The 18,635-nt window shown below is 72.7% G+C and carries 16 protein-coding genes; 7 read left to right on the top strand and 9 right to left on the bottom strand.

Going from position 1 to position 18,635, the window contains the following annotated elements; genetic code table 11:
* Positions 1-84: 84 nt before the first annotated feature.
* Complete coding sequence (locus tag F6W97_RS33330) at positions 85-276, top strand: PspC domain-containing protein (protein WP_155374543.1); 192 nt, start codon at positions 85-87, stop codon at positions 274-276.
* 73 nt (positions 277-349) lie between these two features.
* Here F6W97_RS33330 and F6W97_RS33325 read toward each other — a convergent pair whose 3' ends face one another.
* The 4 genes from F6W97_RS33325 to F6W97_RS33310 all read right to left on the bottom strand — a co-directional run bounded on the left by F6W97_RS33325 (position 350) and on the right by F6W97_RS33310 (position 4,793).
* A complete protein-coding gene (locus F6W97_RS33325) occupies positions 350-1,873 on the bottom strand; it encodes an ATP-dependent DNA ligase (RefSeq protein ID WP_155374542.1) in 1,524 nt (507 codons plus the stop codon).
* Between the two features lie 202 nt (positions 1,874-2,075).
* Positions 2,076-3,308, bottom strand: a complete 1,233-nt coding sequence (locus tag F6W97_RS33320; RefSeq protein WP_155374541.1) for a GNAT family N-acetyltransferase — start codon at positions 3,306-3,308, stop codon at positions 2,076-2,078.
* 57 nt (positions 3,309-3,365) lie between these two features.
* Positions 3,366-3,686, bottom strand: coding sequence for a DUF6300 family protein (locus F6W97_RS33315; protein WP_155374540.1), 321 nt, complete (start codon positions 3,684-3,686; stop codon positions 3,366-3,368).
* A gap of 129 nt (positions 3,687-3,815) precedes the next feature.
* Positions 3,816-4,793: an N-acetylglucosamine kinase gene (locus F6W97_RS33310; RefSeq protein ID WP_155374539.1), complete on the bottom strand. Its 978-nt coding sequence runs from the start codon at positions 4,791-4,793 to the stop codon at positions 3,816-3,818.
* A gap of 256 nt (positions 4,794-5,049) precedes the next feature.
* Here F6W97_RS33310 and F6W97_RS33305 point away from each other — a divergent pair, with 256 nt between their 5' ends.
* From F6W97_RS33305 to F6W97_RS33290, 4 genes are all read left to right on the top strand, one after another.
* Positions 5,050-5,994: a MurR/RpiR family transcriptional regulator gene (locus F6W97_RS33305; protein WP_155374736.1), complete on the top strand. Its 945-nt coding sequence runs from the start codon at positions 5,050-5,052 to the stop codon at positions 5,992-5,994.
* 222 nt (positions 5,995-6,216) lie between these two features.
* Positions 6,217-7,635 carry an N-acetylglucosamine/diacetylchitobiose ABC transporter substrate-binding protein gene (ngcE, locus tag F6W97_RS33300; protein WP_155374538.1) on the top strand — a complete coding sequence of 473 codons (1,419 nt, stop codon included), beginning with the start codon at positions 6,217-6,219 and terminating at the stop codon, positions 7,633-7,635.
* A 27-nt stretch (positions 7,636-7,662) separates the two neighbouring features.
* Entirely contained in the window at positions 7,663-8,568 is a 906-nt protein-coding gene (locus F6W97_RS33295; protein ID WP_155374537.1) for a carbohydrate ABC transporter permease, read from the top strand.
* A gap of 12 nt (positions 8,569-8,580) precedes the next feature.
* The gene (locus F6W97_RS33290; RefSeq protein ID WP_155374536.1) at positions 8,581-9,447 is read left to right on the top strand and encodes a carbohydrate ABC transporter permease; all 867 of its coding nucleotides are present in this window, start codon (positions 8,581-8,583) and stop codon (positions 9,445-9,447) included.
* Between the two features lie 124 nt (positions 9,448-9,571).
* On the opposite strand, the gene F6W97_RS33285 is transcribed toward F6W97_RS33290, so the two are convergent.
* On the bottom strand, positions 9,572-10,219 hold the full coding sequence (locus F6W97_RS33285) for a class I SAM-dependent DNA methyltransferase (protein ID WP_155374535.1): 648 nt from the start codon (positions 10,217-10,219) through the stop codon (positions 9,572-9,574).
* Between the two features lie 180 nt (positions 10,220-10,399).
* On the opposite strand from F6W97_RS33285, the gene F6W97_RS33280 reads away from it, so the two are divergent.
* Positions 10,400-12,052 (top strand): bifunctional 3'-5' exonuclease/DNA polymerase, encoded by a 1,653-nt coding sequence (locus F6W97_RS33280; protein WP_230687187.1) that lies wholly within the window; start codon positions 10,400-10,402, stop codon positions 12,050-12,052.
* Between the two features lie 11 nt (positions 12,053-12,063).
* On the opposite strand, the gene F6W97_RS33275 is transcribed toward F6W97_RS33280, so the two are convergent.
* The 4 genes from F6W97_RS33275 to F6W97_RS33260 all read right to left on the bottom strand — a co-directional run bounded on the left by F6W97_RS33275 (position 12,064) and on the right by F6W97_RS33260 (position 17,061).
* A complete protein-coding gene (locus tag F6W97_RS33275) occupies positions 12,064-12,876 on the bottom strand; it encodes a metal-dependent hydrolase (protein ID WP_155374534.1) in 813 nt (270 codons plus the stop codon).
* Positions 12,877-12,998: 122 nt separating this feature from the next.
* Positions 12,999-14,774 carry a M91 family zinc metallopeptidase gene (locus F6W97_RS33270; RefSeq protein ID WP_155374533.1) on the bottom strand — a complete coding sequence of 592 codons (1,776 nt, stop codon included), beginning with the start codon at positions 14,772-14,774 and terminating at the stop codon, positions 12,999-13,001.
* Positions 14,771-15,082, bottom strand: coding sequence for a hypothetical protein (locus F6W97_RS33265; RefSeq protein WP_155374532.1), 312 nt, complete (start codon positions 15,080-15,082; stop codon positions 14,771-14,773). The genes F6W97_RS33270 and F6W97_RS33265 overlap by 4 nt, the downstream gene beginning before the upstream one ends.
* Before the next feature lie 68 nt (positions 15,083-15,150).
* The gene (locus F6W97_RS33260) at positions 15,151-17,061 is read right to left on the bottom strand and encodes a chorismate-binding protein (RefSeq protein WP_155374531.1); all 1,911 of its coding nucleotides are present in this window, start codon (positions 17,059-17,061) and stop codon (positions 15,151-15,153) included.
* 333 nt (positions 17,062-17,394) lie between these two features.
* Between F6W97_RS33260 and F6W97_RS33255 the strand changes: the two genes are divergently transcribed.
* Positions 17,395-18,635, top strand: a 1,241-nt coding sequence (locus F6W97_RS33255; protein WP_230687186.1) for an ATP-binding protein, incomplete at its 3' end; no start/stop codon positions are given.

Below are 18,635 nucleotides of genomic sequence, written 5' to 3'. Positions count from 1 at the left end.
CCGAGGGCGGGGGTGACCCCGCCCTCTACCGTCGAAGACAGCCGCGGCGAACACGCCGCACCGCTCTTCGGGGAGTTGACCAAGATGGCCTCATCGGCTCGGCGGCTGTACCGGCCGCGTCACGGACGCTGGATCGCGGGTGTCTGCGCCGGCCTGGCGCAGCGCTTCAACATGCCGGCCTGGCTGGTCCGACTGCTGTTCCTGCTGTCGTGTCTGCTGCCGGGACCCCAGTTCATCGTCTACATCGCGATGTGGGTGATCGTCCCCGAGGAGTGAGCGCGCGGCGTCCGCGTCGCGTGACCGTCGAGGGCTGTGCCGGGGGCCTCCGGCACGGCCCTCGTGCCGTCTGTCAGGCCTCTTCGGATGCGCCGAGCGCCCGCACCGCGTCCAGGGTGTCGGCCTCGGCGGCGCTCTTGTCCTCGCGGTAGCCCAGCACCCGCGCGAACCGCAACGTCACCCCGCCCGGGTAGCGCGTGCTGCTCTGCACCCCGTCGAAGGCGATCTCGACGACCAGCTCGGGCCGCACCGTGACCTGGAAGTCGTCGCGCTCGACCGCCAGCTGCAGCAGCCGCTCGGTCTGCCAGGCCAGCATCGCGTCGGTCAGGCCCTTGAACGTCTTGCCCAGCATCACGAAGCCGCCCTGCGGATCCCGGGCCCCCAGGTGCAGGTTGGACAGCCACCCGCGCCGCCGCCCGTTGCCCCACTCGGCGGCCAGGATCACCAGGTCGAGCGTGTGCCGGGGCTTCACCTTCACCCAGCCCGCACCGCGCCGGCCCACCTCGTACGCCGCCTGCGCCGCCTTCACCACCACGCCCTCGTGTCCGGCCGCCAGCGCTCTGGCGAATGCCTCGCGCGCCTGCTCGGGCGTCTGCGCGAGCGTCCGCTCCACGCGCATCGCGGCGGGCAGCATCGCGTCCAGCGCGGCCCACCGCGCGGTGCCCGGCTCGTCGATCCAGTCCGTGCCGTCCAGATGCAACAGGTCGAAGAAGTACGATGTCAGCGCCCCCGACGCCCGCTGCGCGGCCCGGCCCGACGTCTCCTGGAACGGGCGCGGCCGCCCGCGCTCGTCGACCGCGATCGCCTCGCCGTCGAGCACCACCGAACGCACCGGCAGGCCGCGCACCGCCGCCACGATCTCGGGCACGCGCGCGGTGATGTCGTCCAGGCTGCGGCTGAACACGGCGACGTCATCGCCGTCGCGGTGCGCCTGGATGCGGATGCCGTCCAGCTTCGCGTCCACCGCCGCTGGAACCCCGGTCGCGGCCAGCGCCTGCTCCGGATCGGGTGCCGACTGCGCCAGCATCGGCGCGAGCGCGGTGCCGACCGACAGCCGCAGTGCGGACAGTCCGGCCTCGCCCACGGTCAACGCGGTCACCGCCACCGTCTTCAGGTCCCCCGACAGCAGCAGGGCCCGGCGCACCACCACCGCCGGGACCGTCGCGGCCGACGCGACCGCGTCCGCCAGCAGGCCCGCCTGCGCGCCCTGCCGCAGCTCGCCACGGATCAGCCCGCTGAGCAGCTGCTGCTCGTCCGCGGTGGCCGCGCCGAACAGCGCCCCCACCGCATCGCGCCGCCGGGCCTGCGAACCCTGGCCGCTGATCAGGCCCATCGACTCCAGCGCGGCGTCGACCGCGCGCACGTCCAGGGTGGCCGCGTCGGCTGGTGGCGGCAGTTCCCGCAGCGACGCCCAGCCCACCCCGATCTGCCGCTGGCGCAGCTCACCGCTCAGGTAGGCGGCCCCCGCCGCGATCTCGATCGGGTCACCGCCCGCGGCCAGCTCCTTGAGAGCGGCGGCCAGCAGCTCCACTTTCGCCTTGCGGCCCGAGGTGGCGGTCACGGCGGCCGACGTCGCGGCGATCCCGGCGAAGAGCATGCCCCCATCCTGGCAGGCCACCCCGACACCCCACCCCCGAAACCGCCGCCGCTCCTTAAGTCCCGCCCCGACGGCGCTCCGCGCCGCGTTTGCTATAGACGTTGGCCTATCTAATCGAGTTTTCGTAGATCGAACTCAATCAGATAGGCCAACGTCTATTGAAGGATGGGTCGTGGGCGAGCGCTTGCCGAGCCTCGGGCGATTAGAAGATCTCCAGGCCGTGGGGGGCTCGGGTCCAGGTGAAGGCCGGGGCGGTGGTGGCCACGGCACCGGGGTGGAGTTCGTCGACGCGGCCGGCCGCGGCGAGCGAGCCTAGGCTGTTGCCGCCCAGGTACACAGCGGCCAGGGTGGCCGTGTCCAGGCGCAGGTGGGGCTCGGCGGCGGTGGGTTCGCAGGTGGCGTGGTCGGGGCCGCCGCGCAGCCGGAACACGCCGCCGCTGCTGGGCAGCAGCTCGTCGACGACCTCCAGGACCACGTCGACCTCGGCGGCGTACCGGCGGCCGGACAGTGCGGCGGGCACGTCGAGCAGGCGGGCCCACAGGCCGTCGCCCAGTCCCATGCCGAGCCGGCGCGGGTCGTTGGCCAGGTACTGCAAGGGCTCGTCGACGGCGCCGAGCCACATCCCGACGCGGCGGGTGAGGTCGACGTTGAGCAGGAAGTCCCACAGCGTGAGGTAAGCCGCGGGCGTGGACGCCACCGCCTCCATCACGCCGACCTCGCCGTTCGGGCCGCTGTCGTCCCAGCTGGACCGGAGCCGGTAGAGGGCGTAGCCGAGAGCGGTGTCGCCGTCGCGGCAGACGACCGCCTGCAACGGGCCCGCTCCGCCGCGGTGCCAGGCCTGGTCGGCGAGGCGATAGTCCCACCAGCGGGCGTCGCGCCCGGCGAACCCGGGCCGGATCGGGCGCTCGCCCTCGTAGACCTCGGTGATCTCGTCGCGATGCCGCGCGGCGGGACCCGCCTGCAGGCGCAGCCCGTCCAGGCGGGACTTGTCGAACCGGGAGCCGTCGATGCGGGCCTCGCGCCGGTCGATGTCGAACTTCAGCCGACGGCTGGCCATGCCGTAGCCGTACCGGCCGTAGATGCCGCCCTCGCTGGCCCAGAGCACGGCCAGCGCCTCGCCGCGGTCGCGGATGTCGCCGAGCTGGCGGGTGAGCATCGCCGAGGCCAGGCCCCGGCGGCGGTGCGTGCCGGCCACGGCGACGACGGTGACGAACCCGGCCGGCAGCACGCCGCCGGGCACGGTCAGTTCGCGGGTGTACGTGCCGACGTGCCCGACGACCTGGTCGCCGTCCACGGCCAGCACGGACCGGGCGGGCTCGAACAGGGCCCGTTCCTCGTCCCACTCGCGCCCGCCGGGGTCGCCGAGGAAGGCGCGCTGGACCAGCTGGTTGACCTCGTCGTAGTCATCCTCGACGCCGGTCCGGAAAGTCACCATGGGAGCTTCTTATCCCGCGGCCGCGGCCACGGCAACCGTATTCGCCGGTGTGGCGGCTCAGCCCGCCCGGCCGGCCCACCACGCCTCCACGTCGGCGGCCAGTGAGCTGTCCCGCTCGGCGCGCTCGGTGAGCGCCTCCAGCCACCGTCCCACCAGCTCGGACACCCGGTGCAGGTCCTCGGGGCGCACCTGCGGGTGCTCGGCGAAGTAGGCCAGCAGGCCCTGGGTCTCGGGGCGGCCGGCGTCGCACTGCGGGCACAGCCCGACGGTGCGGGTGCGGCTGGAGCGGGGCAGCGGCACCTGGGCGGTCAGGCACAGCGCCTCGGCGCAGCTGCCGCAGCGGGTGCCGCCGGCGGCCCGGACCTTCACGTCCGTCATCGCGACGCCTCTGGAGGGAACTGGCAGACCTGCACCGGAGCAGGTTACCGGGCGCACCTGCCCGCACCCCGCCAGCCCCGCACCGTCCCACGTCCGCGCCGCTGCGCGTCCCCCGTCCGGGCGGGTGGATCAGGCGGGGGTCAGCAGGCGGGTGTGCAGGGTGCGGGGGTCGGGGGCGGTGGGTAGGGCGGCTAACCAGGCGGCCGCGGCGGCGGCGTCGCCGGCCGGGCGCGGCGTGGTGGCGGGCCAGCTCACCGAGATCGCGGCGGCCAGTTCGGTGGCCAGCGGGGTGTCGTTGGTGAGCAGGCCGCCGCCGCGGACCAGGACGGTGGTCTCACCGGGGGCGCGCACCATGGCGACGGTGTCGGCCAGGTGCGCGGCGCCGCGGCGTACGACGTCAACGGCGGCCGGGTCGCCGGCGTCGTAGTGGCGCAGCACCAGCGGCGCGAGCCGGGCCATGGCGATCGGGGACTCCGCGACGACGGCCTGGACGAGCGCGGCGGCGGTGTCGCGGCGGCGGGGCGCGACGGTGTCGGTGCCGAGCAGTTCGGTCAGCACGCCCGCGGCCAGCGCGCCGGGTGCTCGCTCCTTGTCCAGGTCGCGCAGGGCGCTGCGGACCGCCTCGCGGCCGAGCCAGTAGCCGGAGCCGAGGTCGCCGAGCAGCCAGCCGTGGCCGTCGGCGACGTGGTCGAGCCGGTGGCCGCGGACCCGGGCGGCGATCGCGCCGGTGCCGGCCACGATCACGGTGCCGTCGGGGTCGGGGGTGCCCGCGGCGTACGCCGCCAGCACGTCGCTGACCAGTTGCGGTTCGCAGCGCAGGCCGAGGCCGGCCCAGGCCTGGTCGAAGGCGGCACGCAGGGCGGGGTCGGCCCCGAGCCGGGTGAACCCGGCCATGCCGAGCACCGCCCCGGCGACGGACTCGGGCGCGGTGCCGCCCAGCGCGCCGCGGATCGCCCCGGTCAGCTCGGCCAGCGCGGCGGCGCCGTGGGTGGTGGGGTTGCCGCCACCGGCCCGCCCGGCCCCGAGCCGCTGCCCGTCCGGCGTGGCCAGCACGGCCCGGGTGCTCGTCCCACCGACGTCCAGCCCTAGTACCAGCTTGTCCGACATGTCACCTCTTACCTCGTCCAAACGGTCAGCGCTGGTGTGGCCTATGCGGCATTCATGCTGCCCGGAGTGGCCGCCGGGAGCAAGGGCCGGGCAGCATCGCCAGGTAACAGCTTTGAAAAGTTTGCCCGTGCACTTGACAAGAGGGGGTCGTCAGTAAGAAGTTTTACCACTAACAGTTAACTTCCTTTCGGTTAACTGTTCGGTACCCGGTCAGTAGGAGCAGTCAGTGGTGGAGCGCGTGGAACCGGTCGCGGCGGTGCAGTCCGCCCCGCTGGAGATCCCGCACGCCCGGCTCAGCGGCCTGGACCGGCCGGACAGCGTGCTGGTGCGGGTACGCGGACAGCTGCCCGAGTTCACCGGCGCCCTGCAGCGCGTCGCCGAGCAGGTGCTGACCGACCCCGCGGGCGCGGCCCGCGCCACCATCGTCGAGCTGGCCGAGCGCTCCGGCACCTCGCCCGCCTCGATCACCCGCTTCTGCCGCGCGCTGGGCTTCGAGGGATACGCCGATCTGCGCCTGGCCATCGCTGGGGAGACCGGTCGCGCGGCCCGCTCCGCGGGCTGGGCCGAGGACATCGGCCGGGCCATCGAGCCGGGCGACCCGCTGGAGCGCGTACTCGCGCAGATCATGGCGGCCGACACCCAGGCCATGCGCGACACCGCCGCGATGCTCGACCTCGCCGAGGTCGAGCGGGCCGCGGCCGCGATCTCCTCGGCCAACCGGGTGGACATCTACGGCGCCTCCGGCTCCGCGCTGGTCGGCGCCGAGATGCAGTTCTCGCTGCACCGCATCGGCATCGCCGCGTGGACCTGGCCCGATGTGCACAACGGCCTGGCCAGTGCGGCCCTGCTGCGCACCGGCGACGTGGCGCTGGGCATCTCGCACACCGGGCAGACCCGCGAGACGGTGGAGATGCTGGCCGAGGCGGGTTCGCACGGCGCGGTCACGATCGCGCTGACCGGCTTCCCGCGTTCGCCGCTGGCCGAACTGGCCGACATCGTGCTGCTCACGGCGAGCCAGGCCACCTCGTTCCGCCCTGACGCGCTGTCGGCGCGCCACCCGCAGCTGGTCGTGCTCGACCTGCTCTACATCGCGGTGGCCCAGCGCACCCACGACCGCTCCCATGCCGCGTTCCAGCGCACCGCCCGCGCGGTGGACGCGCACCGTTTCAGCAACGGCCAGAGCAAGGAGGGCGAGCTGTGACCGCCCCCGCCTGCGCCGTGCTGCCGATGACCGTGCTCGACCCGATCGAGCACTGGGCCGACACCACATCGGGCAACGACGCCCGGTGTGGTGCCGCACTGATTCCCGGTGCGGCCGGGTCCGCCGCGGCCGCGGGCTTGCCCGTGACCGTGACTGCCACAGGCACCGCCTCACCACACCCTCGAGTAGCTGTCTCAGCAACCCGAATCTGAGGAGACAATGATGTCCAACCACACCGACAGCCCGTCGGCCCTGAGCCGTCGCAGCGTGCTGCGCCGGACCGCGGCAGTCGGCCTGCTGGCCACCCCCGCCGCCGGCCTGCTCTCCGCCTGTGTCGGCGGCGGCACCGACGAGCCCTCCACCTCGGCGACCGGCCAGGTCACCGCGGAGAACCCGCTGGGTGTCTCCGTCGAGACCCCGGTCGAGGTTGTGATCTTCGATGGCGGTCTGGGCACCAAGTACGCCACCGACGTGCACATTCCGTCGTACGAGAAGAAGTTCCCGAAGTCCAAGGTGAAGTTCTCCTCGACGCAGGAGGTCTCGACCACCCTGCAGCCGCGGTTCGCCAGCAACACCCCGCCGGACATGGTCAACAACGCCGGCTCGAAGCTGATGGACCAGGGCAAGCTCGTCGAGGCGCAGCAGGTCGCCGACCTGAGCGACCTGTTCGCCGCGCCGTCGCTGGACATCGCCGGCAAGACCGTCGGTGAGACCCTGATCCCGGGCACCATCGAGCAGGGCACCTTCAACGGCAAGCCGTACGTGCTGAACTACGCCTACACCGTGTTCGGCCTGTGGTACTCCGGCAAGCTGTTCAAGGACAACGGCTGGGCCGCGCCGACCACCTGGGCGGACTTCACCGCGCTGCTGGACAAGATGAAGGCCAAGGGCATCACCCCGTACTCGTACGCGGGCGCCAACGCGGCCTACTACCAGTACCTGGTCATCCTGACCACCGCCGCCAAGATCGGTGGCGCGGACGTGCTCAAGGCGATCGACAACCTCGAGCCGAACGCGTGGAAGTCCGACGCCGTCAAGCAGGCCGCCACGCTGTGGGGCGAGATCGGCGCCAAGTACGGCGACAAGGCGCACCTGGGTCTCAAGCACACCGAGGTGCAGCTGCTGCAGAACCAGTACAAGGTGGGCTTCTACCCGTCGGGTTCCTGGCTGGAGAACGAGCAGTCCAAGGACACCCCGGCCGGCTTCGACTACCAGGTCGCCGCGATCCCCGGCGCGACCGCGTCGGACAAGCTCCCGGCCACGGGCCTCTACGCCGCCGCGGGCGAGATGTACTTCGTCGCCAGCAAGGGCGGCAACGTCCAGGGTGGCAAGGAGTACCTGCGCCACATGCTGTCCAAGGCCGGCGCGAAGGGCTTCACCGAGCTCACCAAGTCGCTGACCGTCGTCACCGGCGCGGCCGAGGGCCTGACCCTCTCGCCCGGTCTGACCTCGGCCAACGCGGCGCTGACCGCGGCCGGTGCGGCCAACTTCAGCTTCCGCTGGGACGCCTGGTACAAGAACCTGGACGACGAGTGCCGCGCCGCCACCAACGAGCTGATGTTCCAGGGTGGCAACGCCGACAAGTTCTGCTCCCGTATGCAGGCTGCGGCTGACAAGACCGAGAAGAAGTTCTCCCGCTAAATCCCCCCGAAGCCGGAGTAGTTGATCATGCGGCAAGGTAAATACCCGTTCGTCATCGGGTTCCTGATCGCCCCACTTGCCCTTTACGGCATGTTCGTCCTGCGCCCGATCGCCGCGGCGGTCCAGGTGTCCATGACGAACTGGAGCGGCCTGTCCCCGAATTTCGATTTCGTCGGCCTGGAGAACTTCTCCAAGCTCCTGGACGACGACAAGGTATGGCTGGCGGCGAAGCACCACGTCTTCCTGCTGGTCACCTTGCCGGTGATCACGATCGCCCTCGCCCTGTTCTTCGCGTTCCTGTTGAACATGGGCGGGGGCACCCGCGGCGGCATGATGACCGGGGTCTGGGGGTCGAAGTTCTACCGCGTGGTGTTCTTCCTCCCCCAGGTCCTGGCCGTCGTCATCGTCGGCGTCATCTTCGGCCGGGTCTACGCCCCCGACGGCAGCGGCGTCCTCAACCGCTTCCTCGGACTGTTCGGAATCGACGCGGTGCCGTTCATGGCCGAGTACGGGCTGTGGTCCATCCTCGGCGTGCTGGTCTGGCAGGCGGTCGGCTTCTACGTGGTGCTGTTCGCCGCGGGCATGTCGAGCATCCCGGCCGAGATCTACGAGGCGGCCGTGATGGACGGCGCCAGCCGGGTCACCATCTTCTTCCGGGTCACCATCCCGCTGCTCATGGAGACCGTCAAGGTCGCCTGGGTGTACCTGGGCATCCTGGCCATGGACGCCTTCGCGCTGGTGATGGTGCTCTCCATCGACGAGGGCGGCCCCGACGGGGCCACCACCGTGCTGCCGGTGCAGATCTACAAGTCCGGCATCCGGGAGTCGGACTACGGCTACGCGTCGGCGCTCGGCGTGGCGCTGGCCGTCTTCACCATCATCTTCGCGGTGCTGTCCCTGCGTGGCGGCAAGCGCAACGCGGTCGAGCACTGAGCGGGGTCTGTCGTGGCAAACAAGTCTGAGAAGCGCAGCAGCGCCGGCGTCCTGAACAAGCTCTCCCACGTCGCGCTGGCCGTCTGGGCCATCCTGATCATCTACCCGCTGATCTTCACGTTCCTGGCGGCGTTCAAGAACAACACCGAGATCTTCATCGGCAACCCGTTCGCGCTGCCGAGCCACTGGGACTTCGGCTCGTTCGGCCGGGCCTGGACCGAGGCGAAGGTCGGCACGTACTTCCTGAACAGCCTGATCGTGGTGTCGATCTCGACGTTCGGCACCATGCTGCTCGGCGCGATGGCCGCCTACGTGCTGGCCCGCTACGAGTTCATCGGCAACCGCTTCATCTACTTCCTCTTCATCGCCGGCCTGGCCTTCCCGGTGTACCTGGCGCTCACCCCGCTGTACATCGTGGTCCAGGAGCTGGGCCTGCTCGGCACGCACACCGGCCTGATCCTGGTGTACATCGCCTACTCGCTCCCGTTCACCGTGTTCTTCCTGGCAGCCTTCTTCAAGACGCTGCCCAACGCGGTGGCCGAAGCCGCGATGATCGACGGCGCCTCCCACACCAAGCTGTTCTTCCGCGTGATGATGCCGATGGCCAAACCCGGCCTGATCAGCATCACCATCTTCAACATCATCGGCCAGTGGAACCAGTACGTCCTACCGGTCTCCCTGCTCCCCGGCGGCGCCGAGGGCCAGGAGAAGTGGCTGCTGACCCAGGGCATCGCGAACATCTCCACGGCCGCCGGCTACCAGGCCGACTGGCCCGCCCTCTTCGCCGCCCTGAGCATCGCCATCATCCCAATGATCATCGTCTACACGATCTTCCAGCGCCAGATCCAGTCCGGCCTCACCGCCGGCGCCGTCAAGTAACACCACCCCGCACCACCCGCACCACCCGCACCGCCAAGATCGCGACGATCTTGCGTGGACTGTGGGGATGACACGCCCTTACCGGGCGTATCCCCAACCGTTCGCGCAAGATCGTCGCGATCTTTCAGTAGGGGCGGGCTACGGAGCAGTAGGCGTAGAGGTGGGTTTGGGGTTGGGCGTCGACGGTGGGGAGGGCGGGTTCCCAGAGGTCGGTGACCAGGTCTTCGACCGTGAAGCCGTGGCGGTTGAGCAGGTGGCGGAGGTCTTCGCGGGGGTATGCGGTGAGGGGGACGCGGGTGCCGAGGAAGTCGCGCATCAGGTGGTCGGTGTCGCCTTCGACCATGCCGGCGACGAAATAGCCGGTGTGGTCCAGGACGTGGTGGATGTCGTCGAGGGCCTTGTCGATGTCCGCGCGGGAGAGCATGAGCAGGGAGAAGAAGGCCACCACGGCGTCGAAGCGCTGCTGGGTGGGGTGCAGGCCGTCCAGGTCGAACAGGTCGCGCTCGACGTAGATCGCCTCGGGGACGGTGTTGCGGGCCAGTTCCAGCATCACCGGTGAGGTGTCGATGCCCACCACGTGGCAGCCGCCGTCGATGAGCTGGCGGTCGGTGGGCGTGCCCGAGCCGCAGCCGACGTCGAGCACCAGCGGGTGCTGCCGATCGGACAGCCGGTCCAGCAGCCACCGGCCCGCGGCGAGCTGACCCGGCCGATCCGCGAACGCCTCGCTGTAGGTCGCGCCGATCCGGTCGAACACGGGCTCCGATGCGGTCATAAGTCCTATATATCCGCCATCGCCGCCTCCCGTGGCCGAATCCCCACCCCCGCCCTCCACCGAGCGGGCAGGGCAGTGGACGGGCCGGCCCGTGGGGAAGGGCGCCTTCTACAACGTATGGCGATGTGAAGGTGCCCTTCCTTCGCTGGGGATGTCGGGAGGGGGCAGCAGAATGGCGGGGTGGCGGTGATCGCGGTGCTGGCGGACGGTGGTGGCGGTGGGCTGCTGCGGTCGCTGGATGCTGCGGGCGTGGCCAGAGGGCCCGTCGAGACCGTGGTCGACCTGGCCGCCGCCGTCACCGAGCGGGAGCGGGCGAGCGGGCCGCGCTGGCTGTGGGGGTCGACGGAGCACGTCTACGGGCCGATGCTGGGGGCCGGGGTGCGGGTGCGCCGCTGCCATGACGTCGAGCTGGCCGAAGGGCTGCTGCTCGGCAGCGCCGGACGGTACGGCGAGCCGCGCTCGGCCGCGGCGGCGTACGCCCGGCTCGTCGGTGCGCCGGTACCCGCCGACCAGGTCGCCCGGCCCGCCCAGCCGCCCGGTGATCTGCAGGGCACCCTGTTCGGCGACGCGCCCGCCCCGGTTGCGGCACCGGACGGCGTGGACCCGCTGGACGCCCTGGCCGCGGTGTACCGTGACCAGCTCGCCCGTACCGCCGCCGTCGAGCATCCGGCGCGGATGCGGCTGCTGATCGCGGCCGAGTCGGCGAGTGCGCTGATCGCCGCCGAGATGGGGCACACGGGCATGCCGTGGCAGGCCGCGGCGCACGACGAGATCCTGGTCGGGCTGCTGGGCGAGCCGTCCCCGGTGGGTGGGCCGCCGCGGCGGCTGGCCGAGCTGTCGGGCCGGGTCGCTGAGCTGCTGAAGTCGCCCGGCCTGCACCCCGAGTCGCCCGCCGAGTTGCGCAAGGCGCTGCGCCGGGTCGGGATCGACGTGCCCAACACCCGGTCCTGGGTGCTGCGCGCGGTCGACCATCCGGTCATCGAGGTGCTGCTGGAGTTCAAGGAGCTCTACCGGATCTGGACCGCGCACGGCTGGAGCTGGCGGGAGCAGTGGGTGCAGGACGGGCGCTTCCGGCCCGCGTACGTGCCGGGCGGGGTCGTCACCGGCCGGTGGGCCACCCGGGGCGGGGGAGCGCTGCAGATCCCCAAGGCGGTGCGCGGCGCGGCCCGCGCCGATGCCGGTTGGCGGCTGGTCGTGGCCGACGCCGGGCAGCTGGAGCCGCGCATCCTCGCCGCGGTGTCCGGCGACGCCAGGCTGGCCCGCGCCGCGGCCGCCGGTGACCTCTACGCGGTGCTGGCCGCAGAGGCGTTCAAGGGCGACCGGGCGGCCGCGAAACTGGCCCTGCTCGGCGCGATGTACGGCCAGACCGGCGGGGCCGCCGCACCGGCGATCGCGGCGCTGCGCGGCAGCTACCCCAAAGCCTGGGCGTACGTGGAGGCCGCCGCGCGCACCGGGGAGACCGGCGGCCTGGTGCGCTCCTGGCTGGGCCGCACCTGCCCGCCGTCGGCGCTGGAGTCGTCCTGGGCCGACGAGGGGGCTTCGGGCCGCTCGCGGGGCCGGTTCACCCGCAACTTCGTCATCCAGGCCACCGCCGCCGAGTGGGCCGCCTCGCTGCTGGCGACGCTGCGCGCCCGCCTCTGGGACACCCGTGCCGAGCTGGTCTTCTTCCAGCACGACGAGGTCATCGTGCACTGTCCGGCAGACGAGGCGGACGCCGTGGTGGCGGCCCTGGAGGACGGCGCCAAAGCGACGGGCGAGCTGCTGTTCGGCAGCTCGCCCGTGCGGTTCCCGCTCACCGTGGCCGTGGTCGACTCGTACGGCGACGCGAAGTAGTCCGTGCCCGGTCAGACCTCGATGTCGAAGCGCTTGAGCAGCGCCGGGGCCAGCAGGCCGGCGCCCGCGACGAACGAGATCACCGTGAAGGCGGTGCGCAGCACCGTGGTCTCCACCTTGCTGCCGGCTTCGATGGCGAAGGTGTCCGGCAGGCCGATCATGCGCCACATGCGCCGCCCGGTCGGGATCGGCCACAGGATCGGCACCCCGGCCCGGGTCACGATGTCGCCCATCAGGTGCACGATGCAGCCGACCCCCACCGCCAGGCCGATCATCGGATACCCGCGGTCGGAGCTGGGCAGGAAGTTGAAGGCGAAGTACGCCGCGCCCGCCGAGGTCAGCGTCACGATGACCCAGCCGGCCCGGTCCGCCCACTTGTCGAACAGGCCGCGCAGCGCGAAGCCGAACATGAAGAACAGGATGCCGATCACCGCCCACCGGCCGTACCTGGTGCACAGCCAGATCGAGCCGAAGCCCATCAGCGCCGCGAACGGCAGCGTGTGGGTCAGCGTCCGGTGGCCGTTGTGCCGGTCGGGGTCCTTGCTCAACTTGGTGGCCGTGTAGACGCCCACCGAGATCTTCTCGATCACCTCAGCGACGAACAGCGAGAAGACGCCGAAGCTGCGGGAGACGGTCGAGCCGCCCTGGCCCTTGGTCACCTTGCCGGACATGTCCAGATCGGGCAGCAATGCCGCACCGGCGCAAACCGCGGACCCGACGGCGATGGTCGTGGCCGACTGGGGGTAGTCGAAGAACTGCGAGGCCACCCAGGACCCGGTCAGCCACGTGGCCGCGCCGGACAGCGCGTGCTGTGGACCCATCATGATTGTTGATTCCTCCCCTGACCACCACAACGTCGCGTTGCGATCAACGCGCGCACACTGTGTCAAACTATGGCGTCCGGATGCAATCGGCTGGACCTCCATAGCAGACGGTGGCGGCTGCGTCACGCAGGGCGGCGCGGCGTGCCGTATGTTTGCCGGCCGGATACGCCCAGCTCATCGCGCAGTGCGTTCTCCGTCAGCGGATACGGGTGGTCCGGGTCGAGCCGCTCTGGCGTTGTCGGATCCCCGTCATCGTCGATCGGCAGGCCGACCGCGACGCGTTCCCGGTCGGGCACCGGCACCCAGTCGTGCCCGTTCCACATCACGTCGTCGCGGGAGCCCGCCCCGGGCCGGGCGTGGCCGGTCAGGTCGTCCCAGACGTGCGCCAGCTCGTGGTACAGCACCACGACCGGCGGCGCGTTGCCGGTGAGCCGGTCGAAAGCGGGCTCGTACTCGATCAGGTGCCGGTCGGCGTCGCCGTCCGCGAAGCCCGCGAAACCGTTGGCCGACCCGAACGGCAGCTCCCGGATCTCCAGGGTGTCCGGCCCGTCGCCGGGCAGCCAGCCGTCGGCGTCGGCGAGCGCGGTGTCCAGCTCGGCCAGCATCTGCCGCCCGGTCGGTGAGGCCCGCAGCAGGTCCAGATCGGACTCCACCCGCTCGGTGAACTCGGGCGAGCCGGTGACCGTGATCCCGCCACCGGGCGCTGCCTGCGGCGCGACGTGCGAGGACTCGGTCTCGGCCGCCGGGTCGGCGAGGTCGAGGTAGGCGCGGTCGAGGCCGGCCGCGCCGTCGAGGGTGTCCGCGCCCGCGCCGCCGACCAGCACGTCGTCGCCGTCCCCGCCGTACACCAGGTCGTCGCCCCGCCCGCCGGACAGGTGGTCGCGGCCCGCGCCGCCGCGCAGCGTGTCGTCGCCGCCCAGGCCGTACCCGGTGTCGTCGCCGAGCCCGCCGTCGGCGACGTCGGCGCCCGCCCCGCCGTCCAGGTAATCCCGGCCGTCGCCGCCCAGCAGCAGGTCGTCGCCGTCCCGGCCGAGCAGCGTGTCCGCCCCGGCCGCGCCGTGCAGCAGGCTGCCGCCGTCCACCCGGTCGTCGCCCGCACCGGCCAGCACGGTGACCGCCCCGGTCACGGCGGCGTCGACGTGCACCCGGTCGTCGCCCCCGCCGGTGCGCACCACCAGCCGCCCGTCCGGCACGGCGGCCACCGTGCGGCCGTTTACCAGCACCAACGGCCGGCCGGCGGCGTCGGTGGTGACCACCACGTCGTCGTCGCGCGCCCCGGTGTTCACCAGGGTCACCCCGTCGGCCCGCACCACCACGGTCTCCGACGGCTCGGGCGTGGGCGGCTCGGCGGCGGGCGGGAACATGCCCGCCAGCTCGTGCCAGCCCGCCGCGGCGGCGGCGAGGGCTGCCTCGGCCTGCCGGGTCGCCGCGGCCAGGTCGCCGTGCAGGCCCTCGGCCTCGTCCGCGGCGGCGTGCACCCGCGCGGCCTGCGCGGGCCCCAGCGCGTAGAACAGCACCCGTTCCGCGCCGCCCCGGCACGGCACCGCTGCCGCGGCCCGGGCCAGCGACTCGTCCAGGTGCCGCTGCACCGACGACAGCCGCCCGGCCAGCGCCTCCAGCGTGCTCGCCGACCGCCCGGCGAGCTCGGCCGCGAGCGCCGCCCCGTCGGCCAGGCGCCTGCGCCGTTCCTCGAAGGCCGTCGCGTCCCGGCCGGTCCAGGCGGCGCGCACGGCGGTGGCCGCGGCCAGCCCCTCGGCAGCGTCGGCGGCCGCCGCGGCGCAGGACCGCCAGCGCTGCGCCGCGGCGAGCAGCGGCGTCGCGTGCACCGGCAGTGACCACAGCGGCGGCAGGGCCATCACGAGCACCGGTGCGCCGTCCGACGCTCCGGCGGGCCTCACCAGATGCCCCTCGGGTGGGCCGGCTCGCGGATCTGGCGGAGGGTCGCGGCCGACTGCTCCTCGGCGCGGCGGTGCGTCGCCCCGACACGGTAGAGCCGGTCGGCGTCGGTCAGGAGACCGTCGGCCAGCGCCGCTAGCGCCCCGGTCGCCGCGTGCACCGTGGAAAGGTGGGCGGCCGCGACCGCGGCATCCACTCCGGACGGACGTTCCGGTGGGGGTGGTGACACCCGATGCAGGGCTGTGGCCAGGGATTCCAGATCCGCGGCCAGCCGCAGGGTCTGCGGGGGATCGCTCGTCAGCTGCGTCACACCATGCAGCGTGGCAGCGCGTGAGGGGCGGCACAACGCCCCTCACGCGATCTGTGGATAACTCTGCCTCAGGCGACCGCCGCCGGGGTGAACAGGCCGCTGACCAGCTCGGTGAGCAGCTGCGGCCCGTGCTCGGTGAGCACCGACTCGGGGTGGAACTGCACGCCCGCGAAGCCCGGCCCGCGCAGCGCGTGCACGAACCCGGTGCCGTCCTCACGGGACAGCTGCATGTCGCCGTACGCGGTGGGCAGGGTGTCGGCGGCGGCGACCGCGGTGAAGGTGGAGTAGAAGCCCACCCGGCGGGTCACCCCGAACAGGTCGATGTCGCACGGCAGGCCCTGGTAGGGCACGTCGCGGCGGTGCATCGGCAGGCCGAGGCGGCGGCTGAGCACCTGGTGGCCCAGGCACACGCCGAGCAGCGGCGCGCGCCGGGACAGCCGCTCCTCCACGACCCGGCCCAGCGCCGCCACGCGCGGGTCGGTGTCGTCGCCCGGGTCGCCCGGTCCGGGCCCGGCCACCACGAGGTCGTACGAGCTGAGCCCGCCCAGGGCCGTGGTCGGTTGGACGGTGACCCGCATGCCCAGCGAGCGCAGCACGTGCCCGAGCATGCCGGTGAAGGTGTCCTCCGCGTCGACGATCAGTGCGGTGCGGCCCACCAGCGGCCCGGTCACGGGCTCGGCGGCGCGCTCGGCCAGCCAGAACCGGGACAGCCGCTCGTTGCGGGCGAGCAGCGTGGCGCGTACCGCCGGGTCGGCGGCCAGCTCCTTGATGTCGGCGTCGGAGTGGGCTGTCGGCGCGGTGCGCAGGCCGAGCGCGGTGAGCACGCCGCCCGCTTTGGCGTGGGTCTCGGCGACCTCGCCGTCCGGAGTGGAGTCGCGTACCAGCGTCGCGCCCGCCTTGACGGCGATGGAGCCGTCGGCGGCGATGTCGGCGCAGCGGAACAGGATCGGCGCGTCCAGGGTCTGCCCGCCGTCGGCGTCGCGGCCCAGCAGTGCCAGCACCCCGGCGTAGTAGGCCCGGCCGGAGCCCTCGTAGCGGGCGATGACGCGGGCGGCGTTCTCGATCGGGCTGCCGGTCAGCGTCGGGGCGAACATGGTCTCCCGCAGCACGTCGCGCACGTCCAGGCCGGTGCGCCCGGCCAGCAGGTACTCGGTGTGGGTGAGGTGGGTCATGTGCTTGAGGTAGGGGCCGAGCACCTGGCCGCCCTGCTGGGCGACCACCGCCATCATCTTGAGCTCCTCGTCGAGCACCATGGACAGCTCGTTGATCTCCTTGCGGTCGCTGAGGAAGCTCAGCAGCGTCTCGCGCCCGTCCGGGCCCGGCGCGAGGTCGCGGTGGCGCAGGGTGCCGGAGATCGGGTTCATCATCACCAGGCCGTCGTCGACGCTGACGTGGCGTTCCGGGGACGCGCCGACCAGCGTGCGGCCGCCCTCGCCGGGCAGGTGGACCAGGAACGACCAGTACACGCCGCGCTCGCCGGAGATCAGCCGGCGCAGCGCCGCCCCGGCGAGCAGGCGCGGTTCGGCGTCGGTGTGCGCGCGGGCGGTGCGGTGGATGACGAAGTTGGACCCCGCGCCGTGGCCGATCTCGTCGCGCAGCACCGCGGCGACCAGCTCCCGGTATGCCGCGTCGTCGATGTCGAAGCCGAGGTCGGTCACGTCGGGCACGGTGTCGGGCAGCGCGGCGAGCGCCTCGGCGAGCGGGATGCGGTCGTACGACTCGACGCTCAGGCAGGCCAGCGGAGTGCCGTCGTCGATGCGGTCGAACCCGCGTTCGGCGAGCTGGCGGTAGGGCACCAGGGCGAGCGTGCGCGGGCCGGCCTCGTCGCCGTCTGCGTGCTCGGGCAGGGGGATGTCGGCCAGCCGTGCCACGGTGGACAGCGGACCGCGCAGCACCTCGAGGTGCTCGGAACCTTCGCGTCGCAGCAGCGCGAACGGGCCCGGGTCGGGCGCGCCGAGCAGATCGTGGAGCAGGTTCATCGATGGTCTCCCGGTTCGGGTGGCCGGACCCCGGGCGACCGATACACAAAAGGCCGCCTCTTCGAGGCGGCCGCGGTGTGGGTATGCCTACCCGCGTGTGTCGACGGCCGCCGGTCGGGCGCGCCACCACAGGTTGCGGGTGGAAGTCATGGCGGTAACCGTACCGGCGACTCGCGCGACTGTCCAGAAGCCTCACCGGGTCCGGTGTCATATTCGTGCTCACCTATCCACTTTTCAATGTGTGACGGGTAACATACCGCGAGTCACCATTGGTGGCGGTGGTGCAGCCGAGGCAGGGGAGGGCCGGTGGCGGGCGACGCGGGCGAGCGACGGGTGGCATCCCGTCTCACGGCCGCGACGACCCTTCCCCTGGCCGCCTTCGCGATCGCGGCGTGCGCCCTGCTGGGCTGGGCCGTGGCCGACGCCGTGGAGCTACGTGAGCTGGTGGCGCTGAGGATCGACGGCGCAGCCCATGCCGAGGACGTCGCCTGGCGGTGGGTGGGCGTGATCGCGGTCGGTGCCGTGCTGACCATGGCGGTGCTCGTCCGCCTCGTCCTGACCGCCCAGCGGGATCTGCTGACCGCGGCCGAAAGGCTGCGAGGGCAGGCGCAGGCATTGGCCGACGACGTTCCGGTGACCTTCGAGCGGCTACGGGCGGGCAATGGCGAGGACGCCACCGCCGACTCGACCGACCCGCCGACCGCCGCCGGTGGCCCGGACGGCGAGTTCGCCGAGGTCGGCGCAGCGCTGGCGGCGGTTCGGGCCAGTGTCATCGCGCTCGCGCTGCGGCAGGCCCGCTCCCGGCGGGCCGTCAACGGGATCTTCACGAACCTGGCCAGGCGCTCGCAGATCCTGGTGGAGCGGCAGTTGCGGCTGCTCGACGACATGGAGCGCGACGAACGCGACCCCGACCGGCTGGCGGCACTGTTCAAACTGGACCATCTGGCCGCCCGGCTGCGCCGCAACGACGAGAACCTGCTGGTGCTGGCGGGGGCCGAGCCACGCCGCCGGTGGCGTGAGGGCGTGCCGCTCGCCGCGCTGGCGCTGGCCGCCCTCTCCGAGATCGAGCAGTACGAGCGGGTCCGCGCCGACGTCGACGACTCGCTGTACATCGCCGGGCACGCCGCCGCCGACATCGGCCATCTGCTGGCCGAGCTGCTGGACAACGCCGCCGCCTTCTCCGCCCCGCACACGGCGGTGCGGGTGAGCGCCCAGGCGGGTCCGGACGGAGCGCTGGTCGAGATCGTCGACGACGGCATCGGTCTCAGCGAGCGGGCGCTGGCCGAGGCGAACGCGCTGCTGGCCGTGCCCGCCGAGGTCGACGTGGCGGTCAGCGAGCGGATGGGCCTGGTGGTGGTGAGCCACCTCGCGGCGCGTCACGGCGTGCGGGTGAGCCTGTCGCTGAACCCGGAGACCGGCGTGCGCGCGGCCGTCGAACTGCCCGCCGCGCTGCTGGTCGAGCCCGCGGACCCACCGGTCCGGCCCGCGCCGCCCGTTCCGGCGGCCCGCCCGATGCCGGGGGCCGCCCCGGCCCGCCCGATGCCGGGGGCCGCCCCGGCCCGCCCGATGCCGGG

Source organism: Catellatospora vulcania (assembly GCF_009720385.1).
Lineage (GTDB): Bacteria > Actinomycetota > Actinomycetes > Mycobacteriales > Micromonosporaceae > Catellatospora > Catellatospora vulcania.
This window is presented reverse-complemented; position numbering and strand designations above follow the sequence as displayed.